The sequence below is a fragment of the Bacillus sp. JJ1773 genome (assembly GCF_036962035.1).
Taxonomy (GTDB): domain Bacteria; phylum Bacillota; class Bacilli; order Bacillales; family Cytobacillaceae; genus Cytobacillus.
Genome location: NZ_JBALNX010000082.1, coordinates 1 through 26,082, shown reverse-complemented (window position 1 = coordinate 26,082; position 26,082 = coordinate 1). Strand labels below are relative to the sequence as shown.

At 38.5% G+C, this 26,082-nt stretch carries 23 protein-coding genes; 2 read left to right on the top strand and 21 right to left on the bottom strand.

All coding sequences use genetic code 11. From position 1 onward, the window contains the following. Positions 1–88: 88 nt before the first annotated feature. The 3 genes from V7127_RS21090 to ftsE all read right to left on the bottom strand — a co-directional run bounded on the left by V7127_RS21090 (position 89) and on the right by ftsE (position 3,390). Positions 89–1,546 (bottom strand): S41 family peptidase, encoded by a 1,458-nt coding sequence (locus tag V7127_RS21090; RefSeq protein WP_335489309.1) that lies wholly within the window; start codon positions 1,544–1,546, stop codon positions 89–91. Between the two features lie 274 nt (positions 1,547–1,820). Beyond that, positions 1,821–2,714, bottom strand: coding sequence for a permease-like cell division protein FtsX (gene ftsX / locus V7127_RS21085; protein WP_335489306.1), 894 nt, complete (start codon positions 2,712–2,714; stop codon positions 1,821–1,823). After that, positions 2,704–3,390, bottom strand: coding sequence for a cell division ATP-binding protein FtsE (ftsE, locus tag V7127_RS21080; protein ID WP_335346006.1), 687 nt, complete (start codon positions 3,388–3,390; stop codon positions 2,704–2,706). Before ftsE ends, ftsX begins: the two co-directional genes overlap by 11 nt. Positions 3,391–4,057: 667 nt before the next feature. Between ftsE and V7127_RS21075 the strand changes: the two genes are divergently transcribed. After that, positions 4,058–4,429: a hypothetical protein gene (locus V7127_RS21075; protein WP_335489303.1), complete on the top strand. Its 372-nt coding sequence runs from the start codon at positions 4,058–4,060 to the stop codon at positions 4,427–4,429. A gap of 165 nt (positions 4,430–4,594) precedes the next feature. Here V7127_RS21075 and cccB read toward each other — a convergent pair whose 3' ends face one another. Then, positions 4,595–4,954, bottom strand: a complete 360-nt coding sequence (cccB, locus tag V7127_RS21070) for a cytochrome c551 (protein ID WP_335346013.1) — start codon at positions 4,952–4,954, stop codon at positions 4,595–4,597. A 54-nt stretch (positions 4,955–5,008) separates the two neighbouring features. Beyond that, positions 5,009–5,875 (bottom strand): YitT family protein, encoded by an 867-nt coding sequence (locus V7127_RS21065; RefSeq protein WP_335346008.1) that lies wholly within the window; start codon positions 5,873–5,875, stop codon positions 5,009–5,011. Between the two features lie 237 nt (positions 5,876–6,112). Between V7127_RS21065 and V7127_RS21060 the strand changes: the two genes are divergently transcribed. Then, the gene (locus V7127_RS21060; RefSeq protein WP_335489300.1) at positions 6,113–6,571 is read left to right on the top strand and encodes a hypothetical protein; all 459 of its coding nucleotides are present in this window, start codon (positions 6,113–6,115) and stop codon (positions 6,569–6,571) included. 125 nt (positions 6,572–6,696) lie between these two features. Here V7127_RS21060 and prfB read toward each other — a convergent pair. The 16 genes from prfB to V7127_RS20980 all read right to left on the bottom strand — a co-directional run. Next, positions 6,697–7,798 (bottom strand): peptide chain release factor 2 gene (gene prfB / locus V7127_RS21055; protein ID WP_335346010.1). Its coding sequence is split into 2 segments (ribosomal slippage): positions 6,697–7,725 and positions 7,727–7,798, totalling 1,101 coding nucleotides; the frame shifts between segments, so codons are not numbered across the junction. A 245-nt stretch (positions 7,799–8,043) separates the two neighbouring features. Then, positions 8,044–10,557, bottom strand: a complete 2,514-nt coding sequence (secA, locus tag V7127_RS21050) for a preprotein translocase subunit SecA (protein ID WP_335489297.1) — start codon at positions 10,555–10,557, stop codon at positions 8,044–8,046. Between the two features lie 486 nt (positions 10,558–11,043). Beyond that, positions 11,044–11,889 (bottom strand): DUF1028 domain-containing protein, encoded by an 846-nt coding sequence (locus V7127_RS21045; protein ID WP_335489294.1) that lies wholly within the window; start codon positions 11,887–11,889, stop codon positions 11,044–11,046. A gap of 166 nt (positions 11,890–12,055) precedes the next feature. After that, positions 12,056–13,660, bottom strand: coding sequence for a gamma-glutamyltransferase family protein (locus tag V7127_RS21040; RefSeq protein ID WP_335489313.1), 1,605 nt, complete (start codon positions 13,658–13,660; stop codon positions 12,056–12,058). 136 nt (positions 13,661–13,796) lie between these two features. Further along, complete coding sequence (hpf, locus tag V7127_RS21035) at positions 13,797–14,348, bottom strand: ribosome hibernation-promoting factor, HPF/YfiA family (RefSeq protein WP_335346652.1); 552 nt, start codon at positions 14,346–14,348, stop codon at positions 13,797–13,799. A gap of 387 nt (positions 14,349–14,735) precedes the next feature. Beyond that, complete coding sequence (locus V7127_RS21030) at positions 14,736–16,004, bottom strand: PD-(D/E)XK nuclease family protein (RefSeq protein WP_335489291.1); 1,269 nt, start codon at positions 16,002–16,004, stop codon at positions 14,736–14,738. Positions 16,005–16,017: 13 nt separating this feature from the next. After that, entirely contained in the window at positions 16,018–16,179 is a 162-nt protein-coding gene (locus V7127_RS21025) for a hypothetical protein (RefSeq protein ID WP_335346650.1), read from the bottom strand. Between the two features lie 173 nt (positions 16,180–16,352). Then, positions 16,353–16,793 (bottom strand): YaaR family protein, encoded by a 441-nt coding sequence (locus V7127_RS21020; protein WP_335346649.1) that lies wholly within the window; start codon positions 16,791–16,793, stop codon positions 16,353–16,355. A gap of 22 nt (positions 16,794–16,815) precedes the next feature. Further along, positions 16,816–17,088, bottom strand: coding sequence for an EscU/YscU/HrcU family type III secretion system export apparatus switch protein (locus V7127_RS21015; RefSeq protein WP_335346648.1), 273 nt, complete (start codon positions 17,086–17,088; stop codon positions 16,816–16,818). Then, entirely contained in the window at positions 17,085–19,004 is a 1,920-nt protein-coding gene (locus tag V7127_RS21010; RefSeq protein ID WP_335489288.1) for a hypothetical protein, read from the bottom strand. Before V7127_RS21010 ends, V7127_RS21015 begins: the two co-directional genes overlap by 4 nt. A gap of 263 nt (positions 19,005–19,267) precedes the next feature. Then, the gene (locus V7127_RS21005) at positions 19,268–19,618 is read right to left on the bottom strand and encodes a hypothetical protein (protein ID WP_335489285.1); all 351 of its coding nucleotides are present in this window, start codon (positions 19,616–19,618) and stop codon (positions 19,268–19,270) included. After that, on the bottom strand, positions 19,618–20,013 hold the full coding sequence (fliS, locus tag V7127_RS21000) for a flagellar export chaperone FliS (RefSeq protein ID WP_335489281.1): 396 nt from the start codon (positions 20,011–20,013) through the stop codon (positions 19,618–19,620). Before fliS ends, V7127_RS21005 begins: the two co-directional genes overlap by 1 nt. Before the next feature lie 36 nt (positions 20,014–20,049). Continuing rightward, positions 20,050–21,558: a flagellar filament capping protein FliD gene (gene fliD, locus V7127_RS20995; protein WP_335489278.1), complete on the bottom strand. Its 1,509-nt coding sequence runs from the start codon at positions 21,556–21,558 to the stop codon at positions 20,050–20,052. A gap of 14 nt (positions 21,559–21,572) precedes the next feature. Further along, entirely contained in the window at positions 21,573–21,932 is a 360-nt protein-coding gene (gene flaG / locus V7127_RS20990; protein WP_335489275.1) for a flagellar protein FlaG, read from the bottom strand. 55 nt (positions 21,933–21,987) lie between these two features. Beyond that, positions 21,988–23,055 carry a glycosyltransferase family 2 protein gene (locus V7127_RS20985; RefSeq protein ID WP_335489272.1) on the bottom strand — a complete coding sequence of 356 codons (1,068 nt, stop codon included), beginning with the start codon at positions 23,053–23,055 and terminating at the stop codon, positions 21,988–21,990. Positions 23,056–23,822: 767 nt separating this feature from the next. Beyond that, positions 23,823–26,082 (bottom strand): methyltransferase domain-containing protein (locus V7127_RS20980; RefSeq protein ID WP_335489269.1); only part of this gene is annotated, 2,260 nt, incomplete at its 5' end.

Sequence of the window (26,082 nt, the reverse complement as noted above, 5' to 3'; positions counted from 1 at the left end):
GCTGGACGGACTTTTCATGCGGCAAAGGCTCTCATAAATCAAAAAACAGAAAAGCCACCGTTCATCAAAAACGGTGACCTTCATTATATTATCTAGCTACAAACCGCAAAGCCATTTGCAGCTGCATGTCATTCTCTTCTTTTTTCATTTCGGCAATTACCGCCTGTTCGAGTGCGGAGGCTGTCTTTTTATCGATGGCTCCGGTTGGTTTCAGATCGTGCTGCTGTTGGAAAGCACGTACAGCCGTTTCCGTAGATTCACTGAAATATCCATCGCTTCGACCTGGCCCATAGCCTAAGCCCTCGAGCATTTCCTGTGCGTTTTTCACTTGCTCATTGTTCATATCTTTCTCAAGAGTTTTATTAATTTGGAGCGGATGTGTATAAAAAATCTTCGGCTGCTTTACCTCCAATGTCGGCTTGATCCCTTCATTATGAATCCAATTTCCATCAGGCGTCAGCCATTTATATAAAGTTAATTTAATATTGCTGCCATCCCCCATCGGTACCGGCTGCTGAACAGTCCCTTTGCCAAATGTATTCTCCCCGATGAGCGCATATCCTTCCGCCTCTTTTAGGGCACCCGCCAGAATTTCAGAAGCTGACGCACTGCCTTTATCAATTAGAACGGCGATCGGGTATTCCTTTTTCTCCTTTAAGCTCGAGTAATATCTTTTCTTTTCACCTTCGCGTTTTTCTATTTGGATATAAGGCTTTCCATCTGTGACGAGCTCTTTCAAAATTTTCTCTACCGATATTAATAGCCCACCAGGATTCCCTCGCACATCGATCACTAAGCCTTCCATGCCTTTTTCCTCTAATGACTTAAGGCTTTCTTCAAACTCCGAAGCTGTATCGTTTGAAAAGGATGTTATTTCGATATAACCGATTTTTTTCCCATTTTGCCTTTTCATTTCTGGTAACACCGTAATTTGAGGGATTTCGTCACGCTTCACCTCAACAATAAGCGACTCCTTTAATCCATTGCGCGCAATTTCCAGCTTCACCTTCGTGCCTTTTTTTCCGCGGATTTTGGATGTTGCCTGAAAAAGATCCATCCCCTTTAAGCTTTCTCCATCCACCTTCAATATCTGATCACGAGGCTTTAATCCCGCTTTTTCGGCAGGAGATTCTTTAAAAGGGGAAATAATAATAATCTTTCCATCCTCCATGCCTACTTCTGCACCTATTCCTTCAAAGGAGGATTCAAGAGTCTCATTGAATTTTTTGACCGTTTCCTTGTCCATATAGATAGAATACGGATCTGAAAGGGTCGCAAGCATGCCTTGAATGGCTCCTTCTACTAGCTGCTGCTCTCCAACCTTTTCAACATAGCTATTAAGAATAAGACTATACGCCTGCTCTACCTTTGTTAAATCACCTTTTCCGGTTGCCGATGGGAAACTTCCCTCTTCCATTTCGGAAGATTTATTTTCTAATCGTTCCAGCACGGTACCTTGGCTGAAGACTTTCATACCCGCATATGTACCGCCCGCCCCTGTCAGAAGTGAACCTGTCATCAATAACGCCATCCATTTTCTATTCATCCCATCTTCCTTTCTATTCGCTACACACTAAGGGTGATTAGTTCCGCTTTTGGGAAGGCGAATGCTTTCGCTTTGTATAAAACTTTTTTTCAAAAATATTGACGCCTTTTTGAATAATTGGGAGGCCTTAATAATTCAATATATGACCAAAGTGGACGGGTTATGAGAGTTTTATGAGAGATAGGGTTTATGAGATCTAATTTTTGCGGACTAGAACACGGTTTCAAATCAACGCAAAAAGGAAGAAGCCAGCGGCCCCTTCCTCCGTATATTCCTATACTTTTAAAAACTTTCTAACAGACATCATACTGCCCCAAATTCCAATCAATGCACCCATGAGGAGCAGCAAACCGGAAACTTGGTAGACAAACGGGTTCAAAGCGAGAATCTCGATAAAATTCCCTTTAAGCTTCGGTGCAAGGAAATCATAGAGATAATAGTAGGAGGTCGTAACGAGAACGATTGGCAAAATGGCCCCAATGATACCGAGCCATAAGCCCTCCAAGAAGAATGGCCATCTGATAAAGGCATTGGTGGCCCCTACTAATCTCATAATCTCAATTTCTCTTCTTCTAGCAACAATGGTGATTTTGATCGTATTCGAGATCAGGAACATGGCCGTAAACAATAATCCCACAATAAGAACGATCCCAACGTTACGGCTGGATTTGATGAACGAGAAGAGCTTTTCAATCTTCCCTTGGCCATAATTAACCTTTGCCGCGTATTCCATTTTTTCAATCTTTTTCGCGACCATCATCGTGTCAGCAGGTTTCTTTGTTTTGACAACAAAGACATCATTTAACGGGTTGTCCTGTTCAAACAGCTTGTAGGCTTCCCCTTCTTCTCCGAAGCTTTCAATCAGATTATCAAGCTCCTTATCTTTCGGAGAATAAACAACGGATTTCACCTCTGAAATTTTTTCAATCTTTTCCCCTAATATCTTCTGATCCTGTTCATTGGCAGCAACATCGACATGGACGCGGATTTCAACTTGCTCCTCTAAATCGGTTGCCACTTTATTCAAATTCATCATAATAACGAAGAAAACACCGACCAAAATAAGCGTTACCGTTACAGCACTGGCAGAGGCAAAAGTCATCCAGCCGTTTCTCGCAAGACTCTTCAAGCTCTCTCTTAGGTGACGGCGTAATGTTCTAGCTTTCATAGCCATAATCACCTCTCTGCTGGTCACGAACGATCTTTCCGCCCTCAATGGCGATTACACGGTGCTTAATCGTATTTACGATTTCTTTATTATGTGTTGCCATCACGACAGTCGTACCCCTTGTGTTAATTTCGTCAAAGATGTTCATAATTTCCCATGATGTGTCAGGGTCAAGGTTTCCTGTTGGCTCATCGGCGATTACAACCTTAGGGGAATTGACGATGGAACGTGCAATTGACACACGCTGCTGCTCCCCTCCAGACAATTCAGTTGGCAGCATACGGGCTTTATGCTTTAAATTCACAAGCTCCAGCGTTTCCATAACCTGTTTCTTAATATATTTAGGCTGTTCCTCTGTCACTTCAAGCGCAAAAGCGACATTCTCATAAACGGATAAAGTTGGCAGCAGTTTAAAGTCCTGGAATACAACTCCAATATTACGGCGAAGGAGAGGGACCTTATTCGCTTTTAACTTCCCAAGGTTTACGCCATTTATTGTAATCGTTCCGCTCGTAGGCTTCTCTTCTCTATACATCATTTTGATAAAAGTTGATTTCCCTGCACCGCTTGGACCTACGACATACACAAACTCTCCCGGCTTAATATGTACATCAATCCCATTTGCAGCAACTACACCATTTGGGTACTTTTTATATACATCTTGCATTTCTATCATTTACATCACCTAATATTTCTTAAAGTTTCGATTGAGTGGCCGCTCACTTTATTAGGGCCTCAGTCAAACAATATTCGTTAAAATTCGACAGCAAAAAAACGTAAACAAGACACCTCAGCTATTTATACTTTTCCATTATAACATCATAGGTTGTCTAATTACCTTGAAAAATTATTACATTTTCTTTTCACGGTGAAATAAGTGGATTTAGAGGGAAATAAAAAATCGCAAGCACCTTCGGACAATCAAAGTACAATTGTTCCTGCAATGAATAATCGCAGAAGCTTTCCTTGTGTTCACCCCCGACAAGCACAAAATGAGCCTCATGGAAAGACTCCTTTTGACTTTTGTGATAAATGAATAGGTCTTGCTTTGCCCTTTGGAGATTATTTTTGATTTTTGGAGTAATTGAACAGGCTGGGCTTTGCCCAAAGGAAGGAACCAAGACACCCAAGAGATTTAGGCGAAGGATAGACACTCGAAGATTATGAATTTGAATTTATTTAAAGCACATATTAATGTGCTTTTTTACATTAGGACAATAATGCGCAACAACACGAACGCCAAATGAAAAGTAAGTATTATGTCTAATATTGTCGATAAGCCTTCAATTTTCTTACTTGAATCCGATACTAGAAGCAAAAGGAAAAGGTAAGGGAATGATGATATGCAAATTCAAGAACTAATATCTAAAATTAATATCAGTGTGGAAGAACTGGATTTAGTTACTGTAAGAAAGTATATTGAAGAGAATATCGACTTATTAAATGGAAATAAAAACCTTTTAAAAAGTAATGCAAGGACTTTACTAGATTTTTTCACAAACAGTTCAATTACAAAGTCTCTTAGCAGACAGGACATGGCAACAATACATTCAATTAATACTTATGCAACTAGGTTTGATTTAAGGGGATTAAAATTATTTATAAAGGATAAAGCGGAACTGCTATTAAGAAATGACGTAGTCCAATATTTAAATTCTGATGCCAAGATACTTTTAGAGGGAATGGGCGCTATTGAAAAGAAAGGCCAACAGTGAAATATGGCGACAGTTTAAGATAAAGATAATCAACTTTGCCCTTAAGAGATTATTTTTTTTAAACTCTACTTTTCAGAAGTAGCTTACTTTAAACTCAAGAAAAGTAATGCTTTCTTATAAAAAAAACGCTCTGTCTTTAAAAACAGAGCGTTTTTCTCGTTTTATTTACTTTTTAGCAGCTAACCAATCTGCAACTTGTGTTGCTTCATCGCCTTTAAGAAGACCTGCTGGCATTGCACCTTGTCCATTCGCAATGATATTTTCAATATCTTCTTTGGATAGGCTAGCCCCAACATTAGAAAGTTTTGGACCAACAGTACCTTCAAGGTTGGCACCATGGCAGCTTGAGCATTTTTGATCATACAGCTTTTGAGCATCTCCATCTCCAGCTGTTGTTGTTTCACCGCCGTTTGTGGTGCCTGTTGTACCTGTATCCTCTTTTTCAGTAGCATTGTCGCCACCGCCGCCACAAGCAGCAAGAACTAGGGATGTACCCATTAATAATGCAAGAAGCTTCTTTTTCACCATTATATCCCCCTCTGGTAAAATTACATACTACAGCTATATTATACCAATATCTTATACCCTTTTGAAACCCTCCCCAAGGACCTCAGAGGCATCCGAAACCACGACAAACGCAGCAGGATCAATGGTTTTGACCAATTGTTTCAACTTTGTGAATTCTGTCTGATCGACGACACACATTAGAATCGGGCGTTCATTTTCGGTATAACCGCCATATGCTGTTAGTTTTGTCACACCCCTGTCTATTTTATTCAGAATTCCTTCACGAACTTCATTTTCTTTTTCCGTAATAATCAACGTCATCTTTGAATGTTTCATTCCAATTTGAACAATATCAATTGTCTTACTCGTCACATAGAGAGCCAGCAATGCGTAAAGCCCTCTCTCAATATCAAACACAATCGCAGCAGTCAGTACAATTAAGCCGTCAATAATCGCAACACATGTCCCAAGTGTCAGGCCCGTGTATTTATTAATAATCTGTGCAGCCAAATCGGTTCCGCCAGTTGATGCTTTCCCTCTAAAAACGATCCCCAGCCCAAGTCCCACTCCGATCCCGCCGAATAGGGAGGCTAATAACGGGTCATTTGTCCATGGCTCAAACCCCTTTGTCAAAAAAACGACAAACGGCAGAAAAACGGTACCTGCCAGCGTTTTCACCCCAAACTGCTTCCCGAGAAACACAATTCCGGCAATAAAGAGCGGTATATTAAAAGCCCATTGCACATACGCCGGCTCCCAGCCCACAACCGCGGCCAAAATCGTACTAATCCCGCTTACCCCGCCAGATGCCACTTGATTCGGCAGCAGAAACACATTGAACGTAATCGCTATGATTGCAGCACCGATGAGTATGGATAGATATTCCTGCATGGTTTCCCATATTATGTTCTGTGAAAAATCGCGTCTTGCTTTTCTCATAGGAAAACTCCTTTTAAGTAAAAATCAGATATTGCAGCTAATGCCGTCAGTGAGTATAGCATGAGGTTATGTATGTGTAAATGCCATCAGACTGCTGTTTTAACGCGGTAAAATGACCTAGGAATTTTTCCTATATAGTAGGTTGCGGAGTATTGGCTAAAACTATGAATGAGTAAAAGGCTAAAGGCTTTTTCAGCCTGATTCTGTGGTATAATCACGAAAAGGAGGTGAACAAAGATGGAGAAAATTCTTTATGAAATTCTAGATCAGCTGAAAGATCATTCTAAGAGATTTGATAAAATTGATCAAAGATTCGATGCGGTTGATGAAAAGTTTGATGCCGTTGATCAAAAGTTTGTATCGATTGACCAAAGGTTTGAGGCGATGGATCGCAGGTTTGACGCGATGGATCAAAGATTTGATGTTATGGATCAAAGATTCAACGCCGTTGACCAGAGACTTGATGCTATGGACCAAAGATTCGATGCCGTTGATGAAAGATTGGATACAATTGATCATAGACTTTATAAGCTTGAGGAGACAGTTCAGAATAATGCTACAGAGTTTAGAAGCCATTTCAAGCATATCCATTCAAAATTAGATCAACATGATGAACACTTTCGAATTATTTCTGAAAATTTAAAGGTCACTTCTGTTGATACAAAACTTCACACAAAGAAAAACAGTACGCACTAAAGAAATCGAAGGAAGAGAATCCACTTCAAGTAATTGCCTCCCAATCATCAAAGGCAAACGCCAAAATTCCCAATAAAACAAAAAAGCCTTTGCTGATTGTAAGATCGAGCAAAGGCTTTTATCTATTAACTTAATTTTGACCTGAGGAAAGCATCAATAAATGAATCCAGTTCTCCGTCCATGACGGCCTGCACATTCCCAGATTCTGTGTTTGTCCGATGATCCTTTACCATTGAGTATGGATGAAATACGTAAGAACGAATTTGGCTTCCCCAGCCGATTTCTTTTTGCTCCCCGCGAATATCGGCCATTTGCTGTTCCTGCTCTTCGATTTTCTTCTGATAGAGCTTGGCTTTAAGCATCTTCATGGCATGTTCACGGTTTTTAATTTGGGAACGCTCCGTTTGACACGTCACAACCACTCCTGTTGGAATATGCGTGATCCTTACTGCAGAGTCCGTTGTATTAACGTGCTGCCCGCCGGCACCACTTGAACGGTAAGTGTCAATCTTTAAATCCTCTGTCCGAATGTCGATATCAATCTCATCATTAAATTCCGGCATAACTTCACATGAAACAAAGGAGGTATGACGACGGCCTGAGGAATCAAATGGAGAAATTCGGACTAAACGGTGCACCCCTTTTTCCGCCTTTAAATAGCCGTATGCATTGTGGCCTTTAATACTCAAGGTTACACTTTTGATCCCAGCCTCGTCTCCCGGAAGGTAGTCGAGTGTCTCAACTTTAAAGCCTTTCTTTTCAGCCCATCTCGTATACATGCGCAGCAACATGGAGCCCCAATCCTGTGATTCCGTTCCGCCCGCACCTGGATGCAGCTCAAGAATGACATTATTTTTATCATATGGCTCGCTAAGAAGAAGCTGCAGCTCAAACTCGTTGAAGCGTTTGGACATTTCCTTTAACTCTGCCTCAAGCTCTTGCCGAAGCTCCTGGTCATCCTCTTCCTTAACAAGCTCATAGGTTAACTCCAAATTATCATACGTTTCGTTCAAATCATACAACTCATGCACTTGATCCTTCAATCCATTAAGCTCTCCAATTACTACTTGTGCTTGCTGCTGATCATCCCAGAAACCAGGCTGAAGCATCGTATCATCAAGCTCCGCAATTCGTGCCTCTTTGTTTTCTAAGTCAAAGAGACCCCCTAAAGTCCGCCAATCGCTTAGCTGCTTTTTCTAACTCATGTCGAATATCTGCTAATTCCAATTTCGTCACCTCATATAATGAATTGTTATTTTTACTCAGGAATATTATCAAACATATGGCTAAATCAACAACAATCACTAATTTAGCCTTATTTAAAAAAACATGATATTTATTATACTGTTTCCTATTAAAAATTTCACATCTAATTTATAGAAATTTGCCCTTTTAGGCTAAAAAAACCGCAAGAAGGCCGGCAAAGCTGTTCTGAACGGCTCGCCGGCCCTTATTAGTTCTTCTGTGAGCAGTTATGCATTAACCCCACAGCAGTTTTTATATTTTTTGCCGCTTCCGCAAATACATGGATCATTTCGGCCCACACTGATTTGCTTGACCACTGGCTTTTTCTTCACCTTTTCGCCATCTTCTTTAGGGTTTACAGCCTGACCCTTTGCTACCTCTTGACGCTCAAGGTTATTGCGAATTTCAGCCTTCATGATATATTTCGCTACATCCTCTTCAATCGCCGCGATCATGTGCTCAAACATCGCGAAGCCTTCATGCTGGTATTCTCTTAATGGATCAATTTGACCGTACGCACGAAGGTGAATTCCTTGGCGAAGCTGATCCATCGCATCAATATGATCAATCCATTTCGAATCTACTGCTCGGAGAACGATAACCTTTTCAAATTCACGCATTTGTTCAGGCTGAAGAATGTCTTCTTTTTCATCGTAGCGTTCTTTTACTTTTGCAAAAATCGCATCAACGATTTCATCAGATTCCTTGCCGCGAAGGTCATTAACCGTGATATCTCCTTCATGCAGAAGATTTCCATTCACATAATCGACCAGACCTTGGTAGTTCCACTCTTCATCATCGCCAGTATTAGGAGCAAATGCTTCCACATTACGCTCTAGGGAAGTCATAATCATTTTCTCAACGATCTCACGAAGATTTTCTGATTCCAACACTTCATTACGCTGTGTATAAAGAATTTCACGCTGCTGACGAAGAACATCATCATAGGAAAGAAGCTGCTTACGAGCGTCAAAGTTATTTCCTTCCACTCGCTTCTGCGCAGATTCAACCGCTTTAGAAACCATTTTACTTTGAATCGGCTGAGAATCGTCCATACCAAGGCGCTCCATCATCGACTTCATATTGTCAGAACCGAAGCGGCGCATTAGCTCATCTTCCATTGAAAGGTAAAATTGCGTAACCCCTGGATCTCCTTGACGGCCTGAACGTCCACGAAGCTGATTATCAATCCGGCGGCTTTCATGACGTTCCGTTCCGATTACAGCTAATCCGCCCAATTCCTTAACGCCTTCACCCAGCTTGATATCCGTACCACGTCCTGCCATGTTTGTCGCAATCGTAACAGAACCCTGTTCACCGGCATTGGCAATAATTTCAGCCTCACGTCCATGGTTTTTCGCATTTAATACATTATGGCGAATGCCTTTTTTCGTTAAATATTTTGAAATGACTTCAGATGTTTCAATCGCAACTGTACCGACAAGAATAGGCTGTCCTTTTTTGTAGCGCTCAGCGATATCCTCCACAACCGCACGGAATTTTCCATCGATCGATGAATAAATAAGATCGGCACGATCATCACGGGCAATCGGACGGTTCGTTGGAATCACGACAACATTCATATTGTAAATATTGCGGAATTCCTCTTCCTCTGTCTTCGCTGTACCCGTCATCCCCGCAAGCTTTTCATACATCCGGAAATAGTTCTGGAATGTAATCGTCGCAAGCGTCATGCTTTCATTTTGAATTTCCAGACCTTCTTTTGCCTCGATAGCCTGGTGAAGCCCGTCACTATAGCGGCGCCCCTTCATTAAACGGCCGGTAAATTGGTCAACAATGACAATTTCGCCTTCTTGAACGACATAATCCACATCAAGATGCATGCTTGAATGAGCTTTTAATGCCTGCGTTATATGATGATTTAGGGTTACATGACTAATATCAAACAGGTTTTCAATGCCAAAAGCACGCTCAGCCTTCGTCATCCCTTCTTCTGTCAGCTGAACTCCTTTTGTTTTTTCATCAAACGTATAATCCTCGTCTTTTTTGAGCGTACGTACGAAAGCGTTCGCCTGAATATAGAGGGCTGCTGACTTTTGAGCAGTACCCGAAATAATTAACGGCGTACGGGCTTCATCAATTAAAATCGAGTCAACCTCGTCAATGACCGCATAATAAAGCGGGCGCTGAACCTTTTGCTCTTTGTAAAGAACCATGTTGTCACGAAGATAATCGAAGCCGAGCTCGTTATTTGTGCTATACGTAATATCCGCAGCGTACGCAGCCTGCTTCTCTTCCTTTGTCAGGCCATTTAAATTCAACCCGACAGTGAGCCCAAGAAATTCATACAGTTGGCCCATTTCGTTCGCATCACGGCTCGCCAAATATTCGTTCACCGTTACAACATGAACCCCTTTGCCTGATAGGGCATTTAAATACACGGGCATCGTAGCGGTTAAGGTTTTCCCTTCCCCTGTCTTCATCTCGGAAATATTTCCATCATGCAGGGACGATCCCCCCATGATTTGAACAGGATACGGATATAAACCAAGAACACGGCGAGAGCCTTCTCTCACAACCGCAAAAGCTTCTACTAGCAAATCATCCAATGACTCGCCTTTTTGATAGCGTGCTTTAAATTCTTCTGTTTTCCCGCGGAGCTCATCATCTGAAAGCTTTTCCATATCTGCCGCATAAGTCTCTACTTGATCAGCTATTTTGGTTAGGCGTTTTAATTCGCGTTTATTTTGATCGAATACTTTATTTAAAATTCCAAGCATTAAAAACGCTCCTTTATATTGGATATGGGAGGAAATGTGAAAGCCTTATTTTTCAATCTGCTTAAATCTCAGCTTAGCTTAAAAAAGATTCGCTGCTAACCGGCTGAATCCTCCCATGAAATCTCATATTTACACCTATTAATATTAACACTTTCACTAGGGAGTGACAACTTATGGGGATTAGGAGGGGTAAGAAGGGAATTTAGGCAGAAAACTTTTTATAGTTTGCTCTTACCATATTTTTAGATGGCTTCGAAGTTTATTGTCTGTATTTTATTATATGGATTGGAATTCTTTTGTTAAATGAACTGAAATTTGTATATATTTTTATTGGTAAAATTGCGAAGTTTTGATATATCCGCTACTTTCAGGATATATCCGCGAGATTTTCAATATATCCGCCACTTTCATCGAGATATCCGCGAGATTTCAATTATATCCGCCACTACTAATCCGGACAGAAAAAAAAAGCGGCATGGCCGCCCGCTATTTTTCTTGCTTCCTCATATACGTCAAAACATCCAAATCAATTTTTCCCTGTGCCTGCTCACGGGCTTCGAAGTTTTCGGTATGAATATAAGTGGTTAAGGCTTTAAAAAGCAGTTCATCATCATGTTCGGCATCCAAATATTGGAGGCGAACCAATTCTTGTGCGACAGACCCCATCACTTCTCCCTCAACCTCAACAATATTTTCTGCCCTAGCTGGAGCGAAATAAAGCTGCTGAAGCTGATAAATGCGGATAAGGTCCTTAATCGGTTCCGGATGTTCATCAACCCGAAGATCAACATAACGATCATTAAATCCGCCATAGCCGCCTTTATCTTTTACAACAAGGAGTGCCGCAGATTGCTGGCCCCGGCTATCCCCGCCTGCTGATTGCCCCGCATCAAGTGCCGCCAGCAATCGTTCTGCCAATGTTCCTTCCACGTTCTGAAAGGTTTCCGCCATCGCATGTACCGTTTTTTCGTCTACCAAAATATTTCCCTGCGCCGCAAAATGAGGGCCTGTGATTCCCCCAGCCCAGTCATAACAGCCTTTTCCCGTAAAGGTAGCCGCGTTACCGAACGCATCAATGATTCCAACCTGGCGCAACCCTTTTTGCGGATCCTCCTCCGTAATGATGTCCATTACCTCTTGTGCTGTTTTCCCTTGAGCAAATAGTTCAAGTGCCTTCGGGCCATAAGAAGTATTCGCATAGGATTGGGTGGCTACCGCACCAACCCCGGCTTTGGCAAACGGCACAACAGCCCCCACACCAAGAAACTTAGACTGAACCGCAATTCCCCATTCTTTCTCCTTTGGATCATAACCAACAATTGAAAACGTCATAGTAGCTCCTCCTCTTTTTAAAAATAGGCTTTGTTAATGAATTTTGTTGGCAATCAAACCGCCATACCTGCTCTCTCTTGTTTTCGTCCCAAATAAAACCCGTCCGCATTCATGCATAGGCTAGTAATCAACAATAATCGCTAATATAGCCTAAAAATAATCCGGTTTACCAAACCGCAATCGCCCCGTCCGTTCGGGACTCAGTTCCTCCCATAAGCACACCTGTCTCCAAATCGCGCCAAATGATTTGCCCGCGGCCAAATCCGCCAGAATCCACAGTCATTTCTATTTGATGCCCTTTTCTCATCAAGGCTTGTGCGAGCGAGGCCGGAAAATGCGGCTCAACCAGCACCTTTTTTTCAGACACCCACTGCCACCTTGGTGCATCAAGGGACGCCTGCGGATTAAGGTGAAAATCAACCGTGTTCATGACTACCTGCATATGCCCCTGAGGCTGCATAAAACCGCCCATGACACCAAAAGGACCAACAGCTTGATTCCCTTTTGTTAGAAACCCCGGAATAATCGTATGATATGTCTTTTTCCCAGGCTTTAAGGCATTAGGCTGACCCGGATCGAGCGAGAAATCATATCCCCGATTTTGCAGAGCAATGCCTGTCCCCGGAACGACCAAACCAGATCCAAAACCCATATAGTTGCTCTGAATAAACGAAACCATATTGCCCTCATCATCGGCAGTAGCTAGGTAAACCGTCCCCCCGCTCGCTGGCTGATAGGTCTCTGGCATAATCGCCTGCTCGCCGATTTCTGCTCTCCTCCGCGCCCCGTACTCCGCTGAAAGCAGCTCACTCAGTTGAATCCTCATCTCTTTCGGATCGGTAATATAGGCTTTTCCATCTGTAAAAGCAAGCTTCATCGCTTCAATTTGTTTATGTATCGTATCCACTGAGTCTCGGTGACTAAAAGAGTAGCCACTTACAATATTTAAACCTAATAGCGCAATCAGTCCCTGGGTGCTAGGCGGGATTTCCCACACATCATACCCGCGGTAATTGACCTTTATGGGCGTAACCCATTCAGCTTTATACTTGGCTAAATCCTCTTTAGAAAGAAAAGCATTGTATTTTTTCGCAAAGGCATCAATTTTATCAGCCAATTCCCCTCTGTAAAAACTTTCTCCATATGTGTCGCCAATGGAACGTAATGTTGTTGCATGATCTTCAGAGCGCCACAGCTCTCCGATTTTTGGAGCTCGTCCACCCGGTGCAAAGGTTTCGAACCAATGCTGAAATTCCTCCCCCTTCAACACCTGCTTAAATCTCTCATAGGCATACCCCCAATACTTTCCTAAGACAGGGGTCAAAGGATAACCGCTTTCCGCATAGTCAATCGCTGGCTGCAGAACTTTCCGGAAAGAAAGCCGGCCAAATCGTTTCGATAATTCAGCCCATCCGGAAGGGGCACCCGGCACCGTAACCGGCATCCACCCATGGACAGGGATTTTTTCATATCCTCTTGCTTCCATTGCTTCAATCGAGATGCTGTGAGGTGCCAGACCACTGGCATCCAACCCATACAGGCTGCCATTTGTCCAAACAAGCGCAAACGCATCTCCCCCAATGCCATTCGAGGTCGGTTCCAAAACTGTCAATGCGGCGGCTGTGGCAACGGCGGCATCGATCGCATTCCCGCCTTTTTTGAGCATATCCAGACCCGCCTGAGCAGCAAGCGGCTGAGAAGTCGCCACCATGCCTCGCTTCGCCATCACCGTCATTCTTTGTGACGGATAGGGATGATATAGAAAATCCACATTCATCGGCAACACCCTTTTAGTCATATTATTCTAATTATACCAAATTATTAGAATATATGATTTTTTACTAGATTATTTTTTAAAAAAGGTCACCAAAAAACCCCGCACAGCGGCGGGGTTCTCATTCTTATCATTATTGCGCTTCAATCAATCCATAACGGCCGTCTTTACGCTTATATACAACATTGGTTAGACTTGTCTCAGCATTTGTAAACACATAGAAACTGTGACCAAGCATATTCATTTGAAGGATCGCTTCCTCGCTATCCATTGGTTTCAAATCGAAGCTCTTTTGGCGAACCACTTCCAGATCTTGCTCCTCATCTACTGGCGTTCTTTCAGAATCGTCCAGCGTCACGAACATTGCTGGAGCATGGCCCTTTTCACGGAACTTGCGGTTAACCTTTGTCTTATGCTTACGAATTTGACGCTCAAGCTTATCAGTGATTAAATCAATCGCTGCATACATATCATCATGAACTTCCTCCGCACGAAGCACTAGATTCGGCATCGGAATCGTAACTTCCACTTTAGACTTTTTATCTTGATACGTTTTCAAATTTACATGTACAGTTGATTCAGGAGTTTCAGTAAAATACCTTTCTAACTTAGCAATTTTCTTCTCGACATACTCTCGAATTGCTGGAGTTACCTCAATGTTTTCACCACGAATGTTAAAATTCATAAGTGAGCCCCTCCTTTTCATTTACAAATGCTTACGCTTCTTAGGGTCGCCATTTTAGTGAAATAGCCCCTTTCAAAAAGCGCTAAGTCTTATTAATAAGACTATATGTTTACATTTCTATTTTACCCCATAAAACTCCTGCTAGTACAGGAAAAAACTTTGTGGAATTTGTCGGTTGTGTGAAGGAGTGGGGTGATTTTTAAAAACCAGCTGCTCCTGGGCTTTAATGTCAATTGATTTAAGAATTTTAATTAACAAAACATAGTTACTCCAGCAAGCTGAGCCACACAATATTGAAATAACTTGATTTTGTGATTCATTTTCTGGATACCTTGTGAAATAAAATATTTCATTTGGTGACCAGCACCACAGTCAAAGTGGACCGATTCAAGCGTATTTATTCGAAATCTGCTTAATACCTTTTAATAATTCTTCACAATCATATTCATTCACACAATCTTCCCAGTAACCAAATTTCAATATGGCATCAATGTTCATCGCTGGATTGACAATTTGACTATGCAAATCTAGAATTTGCCCGCGTCCACTTCCTAATTGAAGTAGCAATGTTTTTTCATCTTGCTGAGCAACTACTTTTCTCGATATTCGAACATTCCAATCAAGATTTGAAGTTTCTAGCAGAAAATCCTCCACTCGATCTAATTGTTCACAAAACCACCTATGCATCCATTGCGAAGGATTACTTTGGTTCATGACGTCTTCTAGAGGAACCGTATTCCGAGCTTTGAGCCCATAATCTGTTTCAATGACACGATCAAATGTCGCTTCTCTCTCAACAATATGCTGCTGATACTCTTCATACTTACTATTATTTCTGTTACCCCAAAGCTGTACAAATAAACCAGGCCCACCATTCTCCTCAAACGTAAATCCTGCCATTATCTCACTATTTCCCGTGCCAAAGGCTTTTTTACGATAAAGGATAAATCGATTAAAATCGGCAATTTCCTTTACTCCCTGATTTCCAGGTTTTACAGTGGCATCACCAAAGCGCTTGTGAAACTCAAGACTAACCGGCTCCATCAATTCACCAAGCTTTTGAAGCGTTTGTTGCATATGTGTCATTACTAGCAAATCTGTATGATTTAATTGTCCATCCTTCACTAATTTCGTCCTTTCTAAAAATAGTAAAAATGCATGAACTAGGGAATCCTCATTATAAGACAAGAGATATTGATAAATATCCTTCCATCTCAAAGTCTTGAAATCTATGTAAAATTGTTGGTTAACATCTTCTATATTTTTCGTACAATAACGCAAGTATATTTCGGAGTATTTACCTTGATCCTTCAATTGACTAAGTACCTTTTCATACCGTTTTAATTGACCAGTATGCTCGGTGGTATCTACCTTATTTTCTAAAAAACAAATACGGCTTTCAGAATAAAACACCATATCCACACGGCAGTTGATCTCATCAGCAAGGGGATAAAAATTTTGTGTGACGACCTGGAAATTAACACCCGGAATATGTAAAACATTGTTTACAAATCCATCGATGATAGCTTGATTACTACCCACTACACCTGCAAAAACCTCAGTTGTAAAATCCTCAAGCGGAACGTTAGTATGGATTTCACTTCTTTCATAAAGACTTAAAAGCTGTTCAAAAATCGACTTCATTTCTCTTTCCATCTTTATTCATCCCCTAATTCAGCCCGCTGCGCTCGTAATATCCACATTGCTCCGTACAAACCCATGCCGGGAAAGCATCCAAAATCATATTGCCACTTTTGTCAAACAACACTTCTTCAATGGCATCTTCATATAAAAGAGAATTACATTTAGGGCAAAGCTTTTTGTTTTTCAATTCAACAGCTCCTCAATCCTCTTTTCATAACTTATATTTTTTCCACAAATACATCATATTCAACATAAAATTAGCAATCATATAGTCTAGCATTTTTTATTTGGCTTCATTCGTTAGTAAAAAACTAGCCCATCAAATCAGCTAGGCTAGTTCAGTTCCTTATTTCCAAAATATTAAGTGTAAATATTAATTAACAATCCCTTAATCTCGCCAACCTTATTTAATACGTCTAGTGAACTGGATTCTTTTTCAAGGACAGTATTAGTTAAATCTATAAGCTTTTTATCCACTTCTTTAACCAATCTGTGAGTTCGAGTCGACCCACGCTGGTTAAAGCCAAAATTCTCTTGAAGTTCCAGTCCGTGATCAACGGCATACTTCATAAAATCCTTCACCATTTTTTTATATTGACGAAGGCTTTCAACCGTTCGAAGCTCCGTTAGCTTTTCGCCCTGCTGTTCAATATCCTTTATCTTAGATTGCAGGATTTCTAATGTCTGTTCATTTTGATTCTTATTCATAACGGATTGAAATGAAATAGAATCCTTCGCTATATTTCCTTTAGAGCCTAATCTACTTAGTATTTCATTTTTCCTCACTCTATTTACTTCCATCGTTTCACACCTTTATTAACGGTTATTCTTTTTCCAGTTCTTTCATTAACCCTAATATTTCCGATATAAGTGCATATAATTGCGGAGGAACGGAATCTCCCAAGTCGACTTCTATCAAATGCTTAAGTAAGGTAGAATTCTCTTGGAGAGGAATATTGTTATTTTGAGCTGATTCAATTAATTTTTGTGCAAATTTTTCAGATTGTTTGGCTTGGTCAGCTGGCGAAAGCCTTTGTTCATCTTCATAATACATATGGGCATAAGATTTTCGGATAACTGGCTTTTGAGGATTCATATTTTAAAATCATATCCTCTCTCTGTAGAAGTTTGTTCTTCCGATGCTGTTTTAGCCTCCATTGGCGTTTGATTGGTTTCCTGTCCATCAAATGGTTTAATTTGGACAGACCCCACCTTGTATCCTATTTCATTTAACCGCTGAAGGGAAGCTTCAGAAAATTGCCCCGCTTTTTCTGCCAGCCCCTCACGATTTGTTTTCAAGGTTATAGAAAGATTGCGATTATTGGCATGGACGAGTATGCCGATATTCCCGAGTTTTTGCGTCTCCAGCACAAAATACAAGCTGCAGTTTTCCCAATCAATTCCTTCCCCCTTTTTCTGAGAATTCACGAAAACCTTCACATTTTCTACCTTATTATGAAGGAGCAGAGGAAGCTGCATGAATAAATTTTGCACACCCGTTGAATCCGGCTTATTTAACAATTGCTGGCCCGTTAAGTTGTTTAAGGCCTGTTCTAATGGCTGAACCGTTCTCGGCTGCCCATCCTCAGCTTGAATCAGCTTCATTAAAGCCGATTTAAGGTTCGGCTCCGTCTCACCCTTTGAAGTACCGGTAACTAAATGGGCCGCTTGGTTTTCATGGATAAGCCCCAAACGCTTAACCACTTCAAAAACCTGCCTAGCTGAGCTTTCTTGCCCCGAAATGGGTTTAATTGCTTGCTGAAGCTCCTTTAATATTTGCTTCGTTGGCTCTTCTTTCTGCAATAAACTTTGCTCAGAAACAAAATGCATCACCTTGGAAATCGATGGCTTGAAACTGATATTATTCAGCAAAACCTTTACCTCTTTCACGATCTCATTAGCTTCTAAATAACTGCCTTTTGCTAACATGTCTCTAGCTTTTGCTAATTGCGAGCTTGCGGATAATAACTCCTTCTCCGTACCCATATCTGTGTAGAGCATATAATTGCCCTTTAAAATGGCATTGTCTAATTTATTGATGGTTGATTCTAGCAACTGTTTAACTTGTGCTGCAGGAATTGGTTTATTTTCATTTAAAAATTGGTTTAGATGGTCCAAATATTTCACAGCTTCGCGCTTCATTGAATTGAAGTCAATTGTCATTTGCGAAAGTTTTTTCGTGATTTCTGTTACTAGAATGTTTTTGGAATCCAAGTTTAATGGTTGAACAGCATCATCTGGAATTGGTTGATCTTGGGTTGAACTTTCCGAAAGGTGGGCAGGTTCTTCCGTTCTTTTAGCATATTCATCAGCAGTCAGTTCTGGTTTCGCGTTCGTTACATTGGGTGCCGACCCTTCACTCTCTTCGACCTGAACTTCTAATTGGACTTCTAAAGCCTGTAATATTTGTTTTTCCAGTTTAGGTGTAATCGTATCAGTTTGATCGGTTTCTGCTTCTGCTGTGCCTTGTAGAAAATCAAATAACACACTTGAAGCTGGTTCCCCGTGTAAAGCATCATAAATAGCTGAAAGATGGGTAGACGTTATTTCTAACTTTCTTTGAGCCAACGCCTGAATCACAGTAAAATTATCTTTATAACTGCCAGTTCCTTTTTCAATAAACTGTTGAAGATTTGAAATATCATCCTTCGTTAATTGATAGCCCTTTTTAGTTAAATATTGAATAGCATCCCTTAATTCAGAGTGAGCCGCTGGATCTAAGCCCATTTTTACCATTTCATTGATTGAACTTTGACTAATAGGTACAGTAACAGCTTTAACAATAGCTTGTCCCTTATTATCAAAACCAACAACACTTACATTTAAACGATCATTCGCTGGAATATTCCCCTCAAACTTCACCGTCAATTCTTGCCCCTTTATGATGACGGTTGCTTGGTTATGATCTAGTCTATCTTTAATAACGGCCTGCACGACTTCTCCGGCACGAAGAGGAGAAGACCCTTCATTGAGTTGTAGAGGCGTTCCGTTAAATAAGTTGTTTACTTGCATAGAAAAATCACTCCGGACAAAATGGTCTATTTCTTTTATCGGTTGAAAGGAGGGAAATTGAAGAAGAGAAATAAATGTCGTAACTGGATGCTAATTTATATTCAACTTATTTATACATCAGTAAAAATTGTAATTATTTATTCAAAGTTAATTGATATATCTTACAGAAACGGTAATAGAAAAAACCTGCTTTTTGGAAAGCAGGTTTTAATAGTTTTTATAAAACTTTACAAGTCCCTCTTATCAATAAATGGGGATTGACATTATTTTCTTTTGTCAATATAACTCCCATCAAAAGATGAAGAAGCATAAGGATCATTATATCCCTTGAAAGCAGACTTCCCTTTCTTTGTCTGTAAGATATTATGCTGAATAGATGTCTTAATCTTCTCCATTTGTTTTATTATTTCTTCGCTTAGGACATGAATCTCTTTTAATTTTTGCTTATCATCACTTGTTAATAAATCTTGATTGATACTATCTAATATCTTACCACGCAAATCAATGTATGCAGTTAATTCATTAATTTTCTTACTTCTGTCCTCATGTTGCCCGTTTAAAACTGAATGCCTTAGCTCATTGGTAATAGCAAACAGATTGTCAATGCTATCCATCAAACAAGCCCGCTTGTACTATATTGTTTCTTCCGATTGATGATTATTACTTCCTTCCAAGCATCGCGGAATTCCGTAACTAACCCTTCTACTTCACTAATGGTATCTAAATCATTCTTTATATTAGCTTCTATTAATCTGCGATTCATATAGTCATATAACCTTCTCATATCCTTTGAGATAGGGTAATCAAAATTAAGAGTAACAATTAACTCTGAAATAATATTTTGTGCTTTTGAAAGATTGGTATGCTTGGCTTCAATATTGTTATCTTGAACTGCCTTTTTCGCTAGGTTCAAGAATTTTAAGCAACCATTATAAAGCATTAGTGTCAATTCACCAGGAGAAGCAGTTAAAACAGCGTTCTGTTGATAAGTCTCGAATTGTTTTTGCATGTTTAAAATATCCTCCTAAAAAGTAATCATCTTATATTAACCTATCATTCCAAATATGGAACTACTCTGTGCATTCATCTTATTAATCGCTTGCTCCATAGCCGTAAATTGCTTCCAATAGCGATTTTCGATCGTCTTCAGCTTATCTTCCCAAGTTTTCATTTGAACGGAAACATCTTTTATCGAGCTGCCAAGCGTGCTAATATCAAGATTTGCCGCGGTGTTTGGGCGGCCTGCCTTTTTGTTTAAGCCATCTATTGATTTACCTACTTCGTTATAAACTCTAGAGGCAATTCCATCATTGCTTGTAAATAGCCTTTCTACTTCATCCGGCTTGTTGGCGATCGCTTCTTTTAATTTATCTTCGTCAATTTCTAACTTCCCATCCAAGGACATGAAAGCTGATTTAATACCAATTTCAGAAAGCATCTTCAACTGGCCATTCGGTATTTCTGAAACAGTATTATACATCTTTCCTCTAAGATTGGTTAAAGATTCTCTAATAATCTGATCATTGTATAGTAAACCTTGTTTTGCCTTCTCATCCCACTTCTCAGCTTCTTTCTCAGACAAACTTTCTCTTTCCTCATCTGTTAATGGCTGATAATCACGATTACGAGGCGTTTTCACTTTCGAATTTAGGCTGTCAATTAATGAATTATAGCTATCTACAAAATCTTTAATGCTGTTAAAAATTGAGTCTGTATCAGATGCGACTGTAATGGTTATTGGATTAGCTGGATCAGATTTTAATAGTGTTAACTCCATTCCATAAATACTGACTTTATTGGAAGTAAGATTGTCTATAGTTTTATTGTCTATAGTAATGGATCCATTTTTCCCAGTAACATTGACACCTGAAGTATTACTACTAGATAACTCGGTTTTTCCTCCACTGCCAATTAATGCCGCTATGTTTACTGCATTTGGAGTACCATCTGACTTATCCGAAATCACGATTTTTTGAGATTGTCCCATTTCCTTTGTTGAAATAACAAAACTGGAAGATGTATCGTCAAATGAAGCACGTAAGCCGGTAGTTGAACTGATTTTACTCGCAAGCGTTGCAAATGTATCCTCTTCTGTAATCTCAATCGTATTTTTTCCATTTACGGTTTCAATTTCAATTGTTGATGTTTGGCCAGATGTTAGGACTTTATCTCCTGACTTTACTGCAATTTCCTGTTCATTTAGAATAGCGTTGTCAGTTACAACTCTTGCGGCTTCTGCCAGATTATTAATCTTAACATTATAAGAACCTGGTATTGCTTTACTGCTTGATGAAACTAATACATTAGCAGTATTAGAAGAAGTTGCCTTATACCCATTAAAACCACTGGAAAATCTCAATTTATCTACTTTACTTTGAAATTTACTAAATTCAAGGTTCACGTCTCTATACGCATCTCTTTGCCATGACAGCCATTCTTTTTTCTTAAATAATTTATTTAATGGAGCACGTTCCGCATTCATTAAATCTTTTATAATTTGATTTGTATCCAGACCAGATGCAAATCCAGTAATTCTCATCGTATTATTCATCATTTCGGGCACCTCCATTAAATCTTATTATCTACGAATAAACCTAAGTACTCCTTCATCGATGCGTACATATCTAACAGCTTCTTAGGAGGTATTTCCCTTACCGTTTCCTTTGTTTCATCATTTATAAGAGTTACATAATACTTCTGTAGTTTTTCGTGATACATATACTTTAAAGAAGTATGAGTATTTCCTAAAACTTGGTTTATGTCTGTCACAACTTGCTTTAAATCATTTTCTTGTATTGCTTTTTCTATATTATTCTCAGGCTGCTGTTCTAAGATGTGTGATTGTTGCCCATGACCTCTCACAGATTTATTACTTTCAAAGCTAATATTCTCATTGGAAGATCTGGAAATTAAATCAACAGAGCCCATTTTTATCCCCCTACTATTTTTTCTACTTATTACATCGGATCATTTTGGAAAATATTTATGATAACAGGGTTAATAATCTAATTTCAGCGGGTTTATATTTATAGGCTGCTGAAAATTCATAGTAATGTTTTGCTTTTTCAGTCTGCTTACACATCTCATAATAGACACCTAGATTATAAGCAGCAAGGAACGATCCTGTTCCTACTACAATTTCCCTTTCTTTCTGTTCACCTAGTGCAAGGCAAATTAAATAGGATCTTTCTATGAGAGGAAGAAAATCAATATTTTTTGCCACATCACTTAATACAAAATCCAGATAAAATATACCGCAAACGAACTGAAAATCAGGACTATTTCCTAATGGCACATTCATCTGGTCAATGATTTCAAAAGCAGGATAATATTTTTTTAATTCGGTTAATGTATAAATATAATTAACTGTCAAATCCGTAAAATATCCTTCTGAACGATCAGCTGCCTGATAGCTTTTTCTAAAAAAACTGGCTGTTTCCTCATATAGATTCATTGTTTTATATTGCCTAGCAAGCTGATATAAAATATAAGCATTATTTGGATCTTTAGAAAGCTCTTCCTTTAAAATAGCAAGATTACGTTCTGACTTATCTGTTTGAAAATATCCTGCATGAAATAAATCAATAGGCAGATCAATTCTTGGCAGATCAGATACTGCCTGCTCATGTATTCTTCCAGAATAATAAATTCCTTTTGGAAGTAACCGTGAAACAAATATTTGGGAATATCGCTCTTCATTATTCTGCAAAAAATTACTTTTTATATTAACTTTCCCTATGAAATGTTTACCTTGAAGCAAGCTATTTACTTTATCTTTATCCCAGCTCATAATTCGCTCATCCGCATCAAGAATCAAATTCCAGTCAGACATGGATTTAGACAACGCAAAATTGCGTGCCGCAGCGAAATCATTTGTCCAAGTATATTCATAGACTTTTGCGCCATAATCCCTTGCAATTTCTATCGTATTATCAGTAGAACCGGTATCTACAATTACGATTTCACTTACATAATTCTTTGCTGAATCTAAACAAGCATTTAAGTGTTCCTCTTCATCTTTCACGATCATGACTAATGAAATGTTTGGCATTTTGTTCTCCTTTTATAACACTCTCTTTTTTATTATCGACTTGAATTAATTTTTCTGAATGAATAAATTTCCCCGACCTTTGATGAACGAAAAGGTCAAGCTAAATTAAATTATTTGGGATGGGAAAGTATGTGGTAATATTTATAGGAGCAACTATAATATATAGGCACCTGTTCGAGGATCTTCTTCTAAGAAGGATAGATACAAAATAAAAACCACCCTTGATTGTACTGCCTTTCCTCGAAGTTCTTCTACTAAGCTTGCTTCTCATATATTTTTTAAACGATGTTCATCAGTGACTTAGCGCACTATGTGTTTCCTCAGTCAAATTGTCTAAATATCAATTCCAGCCTCACTAAAGATCTGAACAGGCTATTTACCTGCTAAATTTTCTTCGTTTGAATATAATATTCACCATATAATCTTAATCACACGATCATATACAAAAGCGACACTCTGATTCGTTACTAATACATTACCTTAATGGCCTTTGAAAATAAATATACTTATAATTCACCCGTTTCTCATTTGTAAATTTTAGTATAATATGTTTTTAAAGCTAGAAAACACAGAAAAACCCCGGATGTCCACTTTTAAATAGTGTCTACAATTCGGGGCTCTGTTCATATAATACTTGACTTACCTTTTCTATTATTAAGATAACACTTTTCGACAAAACCCCTCAAACTTCAGGATGATGTCAAGAAAAATAATAAAGGATTAGCTAGCTTGCTTAAAATAAATAACATTACACAATCCTATTGATCTTAATTATTATTTCTTTTCCCGTATACTAAATAGATAATATTGCTTCCTCCTACTGGGAATGGAAAAATACCCTCTATATCAATTACTTCTGAATATCTCTCATAAACTTCCTCTTTAGAATGAAACCATCTAACGTGACCAGGCGAATAAAAATTAGGCACAGATAATAATACATGTGAATTTACTATAATTCGTCTAACTAATTCTAAATCCTCATTAATATGCTCCAAAACCTCAAATATTACAACTGTGTTATACAACCCATCAAAAATATTAGAAAGAAATGCATCGCCTTCTTCAAATAAATTTCTATATTTATCATTTCTAATTTTTGCAATTTTTATAGCTTCCTTGCTAAAATCAAGACCCCTATAGTTTACTAAATTATTATCAAAGAGTAGGTTTGCAAATTGTCCCGGTCCACAACCTATATCAATAATTGATGGTTTCAAAATACCCTTTATTAGCTGAAGTGCTTTAACCCAAATTTCAATGTAATGTATTTCACTATAGTGTTTAAAGTAAGTCTCCTGCCAACCGCCACTTTCATAAATCCCATCATAAAAAAAACTGTCTTTTTCAGAGGTATCCATGATATCCGATGGAATCCTTTTATATTCATATCCACTTTTTACTATATCAAAAATAACACTTAGTTTCTTTGTTAGTTGTCTTCTTTCAAATCGATAAATATCTTCAGTAATTTCTAATTCTACTTGATTCCCTTTTTCCCATTCTCTATACCTACTCAATATATAATCTTCAATGCCTTGGATATCATCAAATTCTATATTCTTTCCTCTATTTGTTTTATTTATTAATTCTTCAACTATACTTCCCTTTGGTGATAGAGATAATATCGGCTTGCAAATTCTTAGATATTCAAAGAATTTTCCAGTATATACAGATTTATTTTTTTCACCTGAACCAATAACCAATAATAGTAGATCAGCTTTGGAAGACAAGACTAGACTTTCATCATGGGATAAGTATCCTTGAAATTCTATAACTTCATTTAAATGAAGACTTCTTATATACTCCTCCCATTTTTCCATATTTTCTGTCCAAGTAAAAGAAATTCTAATTTTTCTCTGATCTATTAAACCTTTACTAATCAAATTATAAATTGCTTTAAGAAATGAAATCGGTGTTCTAATTGAATAAAACAACCCATTGTGTACAACAGTAAATTTATTATTATTACTAAGTTTATGGTCCTCAATATTCAAAAAATCATTTTCATCATATCCATTAGTAATTAATGCTAACTTATCCTCCTCAATCATGAAAATTTCTTTATAATTATTATAAGATGGAGGTGTTACAGTTATTACTTTATCAGCATTCTTTACAATTCTGTACTCCATTGCAAAATGCAGTTGGTAAAGCAAACTATTTTTATCATATTCAGCATAAGGATTGTTTGTCCATTCATCCCTAAAATCAGCAACCCAAGGTTTGTTATGTCTATTTTTCAGAAAATATCCTATAATATGGTCTGAATACGGGCCGGAAGTAGTGTAGATTAAATCAATATCATTAAAATCAATCAATCCCTCTATTTCTTTCAAAACATTATTTGCCCACAAAATATTAAAATCTGGTAATAATAAATCTTCAACATGTTTTGTATTTTTAACAGCTTCTAAATACTTTCTCATAAGATTATCGTTTTTTATCATAGAACTATATAAGGTCATTAGCTCAGAAACAGTATTACTATTTACTTCAATAGGTTCTTCTATTCTATGTAATTCTAAGTCATACGGAATTTCCTTTAAAAGAGTTTTATCTTTTAAAGGATAGTTTGACTTACCTACTGTTACAACAACAGGTTCCCAACCAAATTCTCTTAAGTATTTTACAAATTTCAAAGTTCTTTGTACTCCAGAACCACTTAGTGGAGGATAATAATAAGCAATAACTAAAACCTTTTTTTTATCTGGAGTCATCATTTCAGTGTCCTTTACGAAATCTTCTTCTACAAGTCTTCTTTCTATTAAATTATTTATTATTAAACTCAATTCATTATCTAATTCCTTATCATTGGAATATTGTAATGCTAATTGATATAACCTATACGCCTCTTGAAAATTTTCCTGATATTCATAAAGGTACCCCATGTTAAAAAGTAAATCTACATTTTTTTTATTTATTAGCAAACCCTCTTTTATTAACAACTCAGCATTTTCAAAATCCCCTTCTGTGATAGCTATTACAGCCTTCATTGAATATATTTCATCATCACTAGAATCATTA